Annotated in this window: 8 protein-coding genes and 2 tRNA genes; 7 read left to right on the forward strand and 3 right to left on the reverse strand. The window is 72.0% G+C overall.

Features of this window, described 5'->3' with window-relative positions:
* Positions 1–132 precede the first annotated feature (132 nt).
* Entirely contained in the window at positions 133–546 is a 414-nt protein-coding gene (locus tag ACFWZ2_RS42730) for an SsgA family sporulation/cell division regulator (RefSeq protein WP_003959770.1), read from the reverse strand.
* A 191-nt stretch (positions 547–737) separates the two neighbouring features.
* Between ACFWZ2_RS42730 and ACFWZ2_RS42735 the strand changes: the two genes are divergently transcribed.
* Together ACFWZ2_RS42735 and ACFWZ2_RS42740 are read left to right on the forward strand one after the other, a co-directional pair.
* Positions 738–1,193 (forward strand): TIGR02611 family protein, encoded by a 456-nt coding sequence (locus tag ACFWZ2_RS42735; protein ID WP_384555214.1) that lies wholly within the window; start codon positions 738–740, stop codon positions 1,191–1,193.
* 66 nt (positions 1,194–1,259) lie between these two features.
* Positions 1,260–1,331 (forward strand) — tRNA-Val (locus ACFWZ2_RS42740).
* Positions 1,332–1,447: 116 nt separating this feature from the next.
* On the opposite strand, the gene ACFWZ2_RS42745 is transcribed toward ACFWZ2_RS42740, so the two are convergent.
* Complete coding sequence (locus ACFWZ2_RS42745) at positions 1,448–3,838, reverse strand: SCO7613 C-terminal domain-containing membrane protein (RefSeq protein ID WP_384555215.1); 2,391 nt, start codon at positions 3,836–3,838, stop codon at positions 1,448–1,450.
* Positions 3,839–3,931: 93 nt separating this feature from the next.
* On the opposite strand from ACFWZ2_RS42745, the gene ACFWZ2_RS42750 reads away from it, so the two are divergent.
* Entirely contained in the window at positions 3,932–4,378 is a 447-nt protein-coding gene (locus tag ACFWZ2_RS42750) for an SRPBCC family protein (RefSeq protein WP_384555216.1), read from the forward strand.
* 39 nt (positions 4,379–4,417) lie between these two features.
* Positions 4,418–4,489: transfer RNA gene (locus tag ACFWZ2_RS42755), tRNA-Val, on the forward strand.
* Positions 4,490–4,583: 94 nt separating this feature from the next.
* Here ACFWZ2_RS42755 and ACFWZ2_RS42760 read toward each other — a convergent pair.
* Complete coding sequence (locus ACFWZ2_RS42760) at positions 4,584–5,309, reverse strand: 3'-5' exonuclease (RefSeq protein ID WP_384555217.1); 726 nt, start codon at positions 5,307–5,309, stop codon at positions 4,584–4,586.
* 166 nt (positions 5,310–5,475) lie between these two features.
* On the opposite strand from ACFWZ2_RS42760, the gene ACFWZ2_RS42765 reads away from it, so the two are divergent.
* The 3 genes from ACFWZ2_RS42765 to thrS all read left to right on the forward strand — a co-directional run bounded on the left by ACFWZ2_RS42765 (position 5,476) and on the right by thrS (position 9,397).
* Positions 5,476–6,042, forward strand: a complete 567-nt coding sequence (locus ACFWZ2_RS42765) for a DUF4365 domain-containing protein (protein ID WP_384555218.1) — start codon at positions 5,476–5,478, stop codon at positions 6,040–6,042.
* On the forward strand, positions 6,039–7,268 hold the full coding sequence (locus tag ACFWZ2_RS42770) for a hypothetical protein (protein ID WP_384555219.1): 1,230 nt from the start codon (positions 6,039–6,041) through the stop codon (positions 7,266–7,268). The genes ACFWZ2_RS42765 and ACFWZ2_RS42770 overlap by 4 nt, the downstream gene beginning before the upstream one ends.
* 146 nt (positions 7,269–7,414) lie before the next feature.
* Positions 7,415–9,397 carry a threonine--tRNA ligase gene (thrS, locus tag ACFWZ2_RS42775; protein WP_384555220.1) on the forward strand — a complete coding sequence of 661 codons (1,983 nt, stop codon included), beginning with the start codon at positions 7,415–7,417 and terminating at the stop codon, positions 9,395–9,397.
* Positions 9,398–9,587: the final 190 nt, after the last annotated feature.

The following is a 9,587-nucleotide window of genomic DNA, read 5'->3' on the forward strand; positions in this document are numbered from 1 at the left end:
CGCGGGAAATCCGCGGCGACGGCGCCGGTGCCTGCTCTGTTCGCCTTGTGTCGTTGTGTCGCGTCCGTCGCACGCCCGTGCGCCGTCGCCCCGAGTCGGACGGCGTCGAGCGGCTCCCGACAGCGCCTGGCGCTAGCTTTCGGCCAGGATGTGCGAGAGCTCCGTGTCGAGATCGAAGTGACGGTGTTCGGTACCGGGCGGCACTGCCGCGTCGGTTCTCTTCAGGAAGGACTCCAGAGCCCGCGCCGGGGCCTCGAGCAGAGCCTCACCCTCCGGGGAGCTCAGGGCGATGCAGACAACGCCCTGACCGTGGCTCCGGGACGGCCAGACTCGGACGTCGCCGGTACCGGTGGGCCGGTGCAGGCCCTCGGCGAGGAGGTCGCGGGCGAACACCCACTCGACGGTTTCCTCGGCTCCGGTGTGGAAGGTGGCGTGCACGGCATAGGGATCGGCCGTGTCATACCGCAGTCCTGCGGGTACAGGCAGTGAGGACTCGCTCGACACAACGAGGCGCAGGTGCAGCTCGCAGCTGACCGTGGTGTTCATAAGCGCCAGGGCCTTTCGCTCAGTGTGCGCTCGGGGATTCGCACGTCGGCGAAATCGACATGCCACCTACGGTGCCGTTGTAAACCCCTCTGAGGGTTTTGCGTGTCTTTAGGTAGCTCGTATGGCGGGTTGTCCCTTGCGTGTGTGCACCCATTCCGGTGACGGGTTTCCGTCCGGTAAGGTTTGGCTGCATGAATACGGGGAGTAACGAGCCTGCGAAGGTCGCGGAACCGACCGTCGGCACACAGGACGAGCAGCCGGACGCGCAGGCCGAGCAGCCGCTCGGGTCGCGGGCGCCGCAGTACATCCAGTCCCGCCGCGTGCTGCATCTGAGCTGGCAGGTGGGCGTCTTCATCGTGGGTCTCGCGGTGGTCGTCGCGGGCATCATCATGCTGCCGCTGCCGGGTCCCGGCTGGCTGGTGATCTTCGGCGGCATGGCGATCTGGGCGACCGAGTTCGTCTGGGCCCAGCTGGTGCTTCGCTGGACCAAGCGCAAGGTCACCGAGGCCGCGCAGCGTGCGCTCGACCCCAAGGTGCGCCGCCGGAACATCATCCTGACGACGATCGGCCTGGTCATCGTCGCGGTGCTCGTCGCGGTCTATGTGTGGAAGTTCGGCATCACGATGCCGTGGAAGATCAAGGAGTGACCCGAGGGTGACTCCGGGGTGGTCGGAGGCACCCGCTGACATGCGGTAATGTTCTCCATGCGCCCGGGGCGATTAGCTCAGTGGGAGAGCGCTTCGTTCACACCGAAGAGGTCACTGGTTCGAACCCAGTATCGCCCACCCCGGATTGCGGCCCGGAGGCTTTAGAGCCTCCGGGCCGTTCTCGTATTCCCGTGCCTTTCAGGGGAATTGACGGGTCCACATATGACGGGCGGTCACTAAGTCGCCACAGACATTCAGTGCATTCGGTTCAGTACATTCCGGAACCGGCGCGCGTCGCGCAGGCGTTGTTCGTAAGTCGCGCCCAGTGCGAGCAGCAGCAGACCCGCGAGAGCGGGCGGCAGCCAGCGGGGCAGGGCGCCCACGACCTGGACGAGGTACGGCGCCAATTCGTGCAGGGCGTCGAGGGCGAGGACCGTACCGCCGAGGGCCAGCGGTGTCCGCAGGCGGTGCCGGGCGCCCACCAGCGTGACCGCGAGGGCGGAGAGGCCGAGCAGCAGCGGGCGTTGCCAGTGCGGATCGCTCCAGGCCGCGGCGAGGCTCGGCAGCAGGGTCGCCGCGAGACCGGGGCCGTACGCCGCCCAGGAGGTGACCTCCGGGTCGCGGCGCCTGCGGAGGGCGCCGAGGAGCAGCGCGGGGACGGTCACGGGCAGGGCGTACGCCTCCGGAGTCGACACGTCCCAGGCGGCGAGCCTGACCCAGCTCGCCAGGACCAGCAGGACGGCGGCCGCGTACCCGACAGGGCGGCGGTCGGCGCGGAGCGCGGTGCCCGAGGCGATGAGCCCGCCGATGCCGAGAGCCAGCGCCAGGGTGGGGGCGTGGGTCGCGGTCAGGGTGAGGGCGAGCGCGCCCGCCGCGGCCGCCATGATCTCGACGGGCTGCGTCAGGGGATGTTGGCCGAGGCGGGCCGCGGCGAGCGCCGCCAGCGCGGGCACGGTGAGGGCCAGCAGTCCGATGTGGTCCTGCCGCAGGCCCCCGGCGGCGCCCGCGGCGCAGCTGAGAGCGGTGGCGTACGTGAGGGTCGCGCAGACGGTGAGGGCCGCCGCGCCGGGGGCGGGCTCCGTGCGGCGTGCCGTCGCGGCGCAGGCGGCGAGGAAGAGAGCCGTCAGAACGGCGAGCGTGCCGAGGGTCGCGGCCTGGGTGGCCAGGGAGAGGAACGCGACGCACACCGACGACGCGAGCGCGAGGCCCGCCATGGCGAGGGCCGTGCCGGCGGGCGCGGCACGTACCGCGATGAGCAGCGCGGCCGCCGTCATCAGGAGGTGGGCCGACACCCCTGCGGCGTACGGCAGATGGAGTGCGGGCGGCAGGGCCAGTGCGGCGGCCCAGACGAGGGCCAGTGCGCCGTACCGGGCCGTGCGGCGCGTCGTGGCGCCGAGCCGGTCCGCCGTGGCCACGCACACCGCGGCGACGGCGGCGAGCACCAGGGGTGTCAGGGCCGGGTACGCCGTGGGGAGTTCGATGAGCAGGGCGTCACGTGCGTCCTGCGGCGCGCCCGACCAGGTACGGGTGGCCCAGCCGACCGGGCCGAGCAGGGCCAGCGTCGCGGCGGGCAGCGCCCACAGCGCCGCGAGGCCCTGGACCGCGGCCGACGCCCAGGCGATCCCGCGTCGTACGGGAAGCGGGAGCGGCTCGCGCACGATCGCCAACAGCGCGATGCCGCACGCCAGATGGGTCGGTACCGTCCACGCGGCGGGCAGCGCCGTCCGCAGCACGCCGCCGGACGCGGCCACCACGAGCAGGCCACCGGCGCCCGCGGCGCCGGTCGCGATCTGCGCGAGGGGCGACCGCCACGCCGCCACCAGGGCGATCGCCGCGGCGAAGAGCAGCAGCGCACCCGCGCGCGCCGCGCCCGCCGGGTCCGTGGCCTGCGCGGACAGCCAGGCCGCGCTCGCCGCACCCCACAGGCCGAGCGTGCAGGCGCCGACCGTGGCGGTGACGCGGACGGACCCGGCGGTGACCCACAGCGCGAGCGCGGTGTCGAAGGCCGCCGTCACGAGCAGCGCCGCCGTCATCGTGTGGTCGCCCGCGTCCGCGGCCCCCGCCCAGAGGACCAGCGGGAGTTGGGCCGTCGCCACGGCCGTCGGCAGCGGGAGGCGCAGCTCGCGGACGAGCAGGCCGTACCCGGCCCACACCGTGGCGAGCAGCGCGGACGTCACCGCCGCGAAGCCGAGCGCCGCCGCGTCGGGAAACGCCAGATGGCGCAGCGCGTATGCGTCGAGGACGGTCAGGGCGAGGCCGAGGGCCGCCACCGTCTCCGCCGTCGACCGCAGCGACCTGCGCAGCAGCAGCGCGGGCACGCCGAGCGCCGCCAGGGTCACCGCGCCGAGCACCGCACTGCGGCCGCCGATGCCCAAGTGCCCCCAGCTCACCACCGTGAAGGCGATCGCCGCGATGGTCAGGAGTACGCCGCCGAGGGTCAGCAGGACGTTCTGCACGCTGGGCGGCGTGGCCTCGGGGGCGGGCGGCCCGGCCGGGCGAGGGGGCTGCCCGGCCGGGCCCGCCGCGCGCAGGGCACCGAGCAGCCAGGCCCGGCGCTGCAGCAACTGCGTCCTGCGCGCCTCCAGTTGGCGCAACTCCCAGTCGAGGATGCGGAGCTCCTCGGCGGGTGGCGGAAGGTTCGTCATGTCAGGCGAGTGTGGTCCGCGGCACGTCGCACGGCATCGGTGCGGATACTCAGGTCGTACTCAGATTGCGTACGGGATGGGCAGACTGCCGTCATGGACTGGTGCCGCTACCGCTTCCGCAGCGTCTGGGATCTGCCCGGCGCGCCCGCCGACGTCTACGCCGTCCTCGAACGGGCCGAGGACTATCCGCTGTGGTGGCCGCAGGTGCGCGAGGTGACACCCGTCGACGACCGCAGCGGCGTCGCGCGCTTCAGGTCCTTCCTTCCGTACGACCTGGTCGTCACCGCCGAGGAGCGGCGGCGCGATCCCGCGGCCGGGGTCCTGGAGATCGTCATGACCGGGGATCTGGACGGCTGGACACGCTGGACGGTCACCGCGAGGCCCGGGGGAACGCGGGCCGTCTACGAGCAGGAAGTCGAGGTGCGCCGACCGCTGATGCGGCGCTTCGCCGTCCCCGGGCGGCCCCTGTTCCTGTTGAACCACGCCCTGATGATGCGGGCGGGGAGGCGGGGGCTCGCGGCCCGGCTGACAGCGGTTTGAAGGAAAGGCGCCCGGACCTGTATTGTTCAGTGCGTTCCCGGGCGATTAGCTCAGTGGGAGAGCGCTTCGTTCACACCGAAGAGGTCACTGGTTCGAACCCAGTATCGCCCACCCGGAGAATGCCGGTCCGTCACAGACGGACCGGTTTTTTCTTGCCTCGACGGCTTCGCGATCACTTCGCGACCGCTTCTCGCGCCCCCGGCTCTCACGCCGCCGCGGGGAGTTCGGGACGCAGCGGCCATGCCGGATCCACCACTTCCGGCGTGCCGCTCTTGGCGAACCAGGCCTGCAGGCCGCGTGCCTGAGCCGCGTGCCAGACGGCCTGCAGCGTGTGCAGTTCGGCCGGCGAGAGCCGCTCGAGGCGCGCGGCGAAGCGACGCCCCACCGCGCGTACGACATCGAGGGCGGCCTGCGCGTCCGCCGCGGCGTCGTGCGCGTCCGACAGCTCCACCTCGTAGTGCGCGCACAGATCGGTGAGCGTGCGCCGGCCCTTGCGGTAGCGGTCCAGATGCTTGTCGAGGACCCGCGGGTCGATCACGCAGAGGGGCGAGCCCTCCATGTAGCGGCTCAGGGACGAGGCGCGGTGCCTGCGCAACTCCCGGTCCAGGATGGTCAGATCGAACGGCGCGTTCATCACCACGATCGGTCGGCCCGCCGCGCCCTGCTCGGCCAGATCCCGGGCTATCTCCTCCATCACGGGCGCGGGCCAGCGGCCGTTGCGCTGCAGATGATCCTCCGTCAGGCCGTGTACCGCCGTGGCTTCTTCGGGCACCGGTACGCCCGGATTCACCAGCCAGCGGGTGATGCGCGGACGGGTGCCCGCGCCCTGCTGGACGACGACGGCGGCCGACACGATCCGGTCGGTCTCGACGTCGACGCCCGTGGTCTCCGTGTCGAATGCGGCCAACGGCCCCTCGTACCAGCACGTCATGGTGACGCAACTCCTCGTTCAGTTCCGGCAGATGACGTCGGTCCCTGCCCACGCTGGTGATACCCGGGCCGTTTGCGCTGTACGCGGGCCGGAGACAACAGAGGTACGGGGCCTTGACATCGACGGCCCGAGCGGGGAACTACCGGGTTCGGAAGGCTAGTTGGACATGTCGCTCGCGCAGCCCGAACAGGGTGGGCTGCTGCCCGAGCGGATCGCACCGCCGCGCGGCACACTCGCCACCACCGCCTGTATGGAGACGCTTCAGGTGGGCTATCTGCACGCCGTCGCGGCCGCCGCGGGGTGCTCGCTCTCCCAGCCCTTTCCGGACAACGGCATCGACTGGCACGTCAGCCACAGCGCCCCCGGGCACACGGTCGACGACGAGGTCACCATCAAGGTCCAGCTCAAGTGCACGTACCAGATACCGCCGAACCCGGCGGGGCCCGCCTTCTCCTTCACGCTCGACAACGCCCACCTGGAGAAGCTCGCCCGCACCCCGGTCTCGGTCCACAAGATCCTGGTCGTGATGATCGTGCCCCGGTCCCAGGACGACTGGCTGCGCGCCGGGCACGACCGGCTCGACCTGCGGCACTGCTGCTACTGGACCAATCTCGCCGGGCACGCCGTGACCGGCCGGAGCAGGACCACCGTGCGCGTCCCGACCTCGCGGATCTTCGACGACCGCGCGCTCTGCGAGATCATGACGCGGGTCGGTACGGGAGGGAGACCGTGATGCACCGCCCCTTCGGCTCCGACGAGCCGGTACCTGCCGTCCGCCCGCACCCCGCGCCGGTCGCGGCCCGGTGGACGGACCCGCCCGAGCCCGCCCTCGTCGACCCCGCCGTGCTCGGCGCGCTGCTGCACCGGCACGGCTGGCAGCGGCGCGGGGGAGCCGCGGGACGCTACGCCCGGTGGACGCCGCCGGGACCCGGTGGCTCCGGCACCAGCCTGCTCGTGCCGGAGAGCCGGGCCTTCCCCGACTGCGAGGACCTGATCGGCGAGGCCCTCGTCGCCCTGACCCGCAGCCCGTCGCCCGCGGCCCGCGACGTGCTGGTCGGGCTCGCCGTGCCCAGCGACGAGATCCGCTGGTGGCGCGATGTCCCGATGGGACCCGCGGGCGCCGCGACCTGGCCGGTGGAGGAGCAACTGCGCTCCGCCGCACGGCAGATGCTGCTCGCCGGGGCGCTCGCCGCGCGCGGCCGCGCCGGGTACTACGGGGCGCGGCACCGCGGGCCCGCCACCGCCTCCCTGGAGAACGTCCTGGTGGGCCCCGCGACCGGCGGGCGGCAGCTCACCGCGTTCGTGCCCGTCCTGACCGGGCGGCCGCTCGCGGTCCGGCTGCACCAGGCGCTGTACGCCGCCCGTGAGGCCGTCGACTACCAGCGGGCGACCGGTGGCATGGACGCCTTCGACGGGGCGGTCGAGGCGGGCGTCAGCCATGAGCTGACCGAGGCGATCGTGGCGCTGGTGCGGGGCACGGAAGGGGCGCGGATCGGGGTGGAGTGGGCGCCCGGCGCCGGGGTGCCCGAGGGGTGCGCGGCGACCGCGGAGCCCGTGGAGTTCTCGCCGGGCGACCTGGCCGTCCTGCGCGAGGCGGGCGCCCGCTATCTGCGCGACGAGCCGTCGGTGCCGGTGCGGATCACCGGGGCCGTGGTGCGGATGCGCAGGTCGGCGCCGCGCGGCGACGGCACGGTGCGGATCCGGGTGATCGCGGGGGCCGAGGTGCCGCACGTACGGATGACGCTGGACGAGGAGTCGTACCGCATAGCGGGCCATGCGCACCTGGTCGGTCTGCCGATCCGGGTGCACGGGCGCCTGGAGAGCAGGGGCGGGTTCCGCAGGCTCACCGGGGCGACCGGGGTGGTGCCCGTGCAGGTGGACGAGGCGGAGCGGGACCGGCTCATGAAGTCGCTCCAGGAGAACCTCGACTTCTTCGAGGAGGCGTGCAGCGGGGAGTGAGGGGACGGGGCTTCCGGGGCGGGGCGGGCCCCTGATCCGCGGGGGCGGGGATATCCGTTTCGCGACAGGGGGCAGCGGCTCGGTACGATTCCCCTTGCGCACGCGCGAGAGAAAGCGGCGCAGCCCCCTTCAGGTAGGAGAGACCGGTGTCAGACGTCCGTGTGATCATCCAACGCGATTCCGAGCGGGAAGAACGCGTGGTGACGACGGGCACTACGGCCGCCGAGCTCTTCCCCGGCGAGCGCACCGTCGTCGCCGCCCGTGTGGCCGGCGAGCTGAAGGACCTCGCGTACGCCGTGGCCGACGGCGACGAGATCGAGCCCGTCGAGATCTCCTCCGAGGACGGCCTGAACATCCTGCGCCACTCCACCGCGCACGTCATGGCGCAGGCCGTGCAGGAGCTCTTCCCCGAGGCCAAGCTGGGCATCGGCCCGCCCATCCGGGACGGCTTCTACTACGACTTCGACGTCGCCGAGCCGTTCACGCCCGAGGACCTCAAGCGCATCGAGAAGAAGATGCAGGAGATCCAGAAGCGCGGCCAGAAGTTCTCGCGCCGCGTCACCACGGACGACGACGCCCGCGAGGAGCTGTCCGGCGAGCCGTACAAGCTGGAGCTCATCGGCCTCAAGGGCAATGCCGCGCAGGCCGCCGACGGCGCCGACGCCGAGGTGGGCTCCGGCGAGCTGACCATCTACGACAACCTCGACGCGAAGACCGGCGAGCTGTGCTGGAAGGACCTCTGCCGCGGTCCCCACCTGCCCACCACCCGGAACATCCCCGCGTTCAAGCTGATGCGCTCCGCCGCCGCCTACTGGCGAGGCAGCGAGAAGAACCCGCAGCTCCAGCGCATCTACGGCACCGCATGGCCGTCCAAGGACGAGCTGAAGGCGCACCTGGAGTTCCTCGCCGAGGCCGAGAAGCGCGACCACCGCAAGCTCGGCGCCGAGCTCGACCTCTTCTCCTTCCCCGAGGAGCTGGGCCCGGGCCTCGCGGTCTTCCACCCCAAGGGCGGCGTGATCCGCAAGGAGATGGAGACCTACTCCCGCAAGCGGCACGAGGACACGGGCTACGAGTTCGTGAACACCCCGCACATCTCGAAGGAGCGCCTCTTCGAGATCTCGGGCCACCTGCCGAACTACTCGGACGGCATGTTCCCTGCCATCGAGTTCGACGAGCAGAACTACCGCCTCAAGGCGATGAACTGCCCGATGCACAACCTCATCTTCAAGGCGCGCGGCCGCTCCTACCGCGAACTGCCGCTGCGGCTCTTCGAGTTCGGCACGGTCTACCGCTACGAGAAGTCCGGCGTCGTGCACGGCCTGACCCGCTCGCGCGGCTTCACCCAGGACGACTCGCACATCTACTGCACCAAGGAGCAGATGGCGGGCGAGCTCGACTCGCTGCTCACCTTCGTCCTCGACCTGCTGCGCGACTACGGCCTGAACGAGTTCGAGCTGGAGCTCTCCACCCGCGACCCCGAGTCCGACAAGTTCATCGGCGAGGACGCGGAGTGGGAGGAGGCCACCGAGGCGCTGCGCCAGGCGGCCGCCAAGCAGGACCTGCCGCTGGTCCCGGACCCGGGCGGCGCCGCCTACTACGGCCCGAAGATCTCCGTGCAGGCCAAGGACGCGATCGGCCGGTCCTGGCAGATGTCGACCATCCAGGTCGACTTCCAGCAGCCCAAGCGGTTCGGCCTCGAGTACACCGCGTCGGACGGCACCAAGCAGCAGCCGGTCATGATCCACCGGGCGCTCTTCGGCTCCATCGAGCGGTTCTTCGCGGTGCTCCTCGAGCACTACGCGGGCGCCTTCCCGGTGTGGCTGGCCCCCGTGCAGGCGACCGGCATCCCGATCGGTGACGCGCACGTGCCCTACCTCCAGGAGTTCGCCGCCAAGGCGAAGGAGCAGGGGCTGCGCGTCGAGGTGGACGCCTCCTCGGACCGTATGCAGAAGAAGATCCGCAACGCCCAGAAGGCCAAGGTCCCCTTCATGATCATCGCGGGCGACGAGGACATGGCCAACGGCGCCGTCTCCTTCCGCTACCGCGACGGATCGCAGGAGAACGGCATCCCGGCCGACGAGGCGATCGCCAAGATCGCCAAGGTCGTCGAGGACCGTGCCCAGGTCTGATCGGCCCAGGTCGCATCGGCCCAGGACCGATCAGAGGTCCTGATCCGGCCGACGGTCCCGCGAGGCCCCCCGGGGACACCCCCGGGGGCGCGCGCCGGCCGGGGCCGGGGGGGCGACGCCCCCGCCCCGCCCCCCCGCGCCCGCGAGGGCCACGGTCAGCGGGCCGAGGAACTCCAGCGTGACGGCGAGG

This window comes from Streptomyces sp. NPDC059002, assembly GCF_042740435.1.
In the GTDB taxonomy this organism is placed as follows: Bacteria; Actinomycetota; Actinomycetes; order Streptomycetales; family Streptomycetaceae; genus Streptomyces.

What these genes read in the sequence shown, in the direction of transcription:
- ACFWZ2_RS42730 (WP_003959770.1), bottom strand. Translation starts at nt 546, where the DNA reads ATGAACACCACGGTCAGCTGCGAGCTGCACCTGCGCCTCGTTGTGTCG.
- ACFWZ2_RS42735 (WP_384555214.1), top strand. Translation starts at nt 738, where the DNA reads ATGAATACGGGGAGTAACGAGCCTGCGAAGGTCGCGGAACCGACCGTC.
- ACFWZ2_RS42745 (WP_384555215.1), bottom strand. Translation starts at nt 3,838, where the DNA reads ATGACGAACCTTCCGCCACCCGCCGAGGAGCTCCGCATCCTCGACTGG.
- ACFWZ2_RS42750 (WP_384555216.1), top strand. Translation starts at nt 3,932, where the DNA reads ATGGACTGGTGCCGCTACCGCTTCCGCAGCGTCTGGGATCTGCCCGGC.
- ACFWZ2_RS42760 (WP_384555217.1), bottom strand. Translation starts at nt 5,309, where the DNA reads ATGACGTGCTGGTACGAGGGGCCGTTGGCCGCATTCGACACGGAGACC.
- ACFWZ2_RS42765 (WP_384555218.1), top strand. Translation starts at nt 5,476, where the DNA reads ATGTCGCTCGCGCAGCCCGAACAGGGTGGGCTGCTGCCCGAGCGGATC.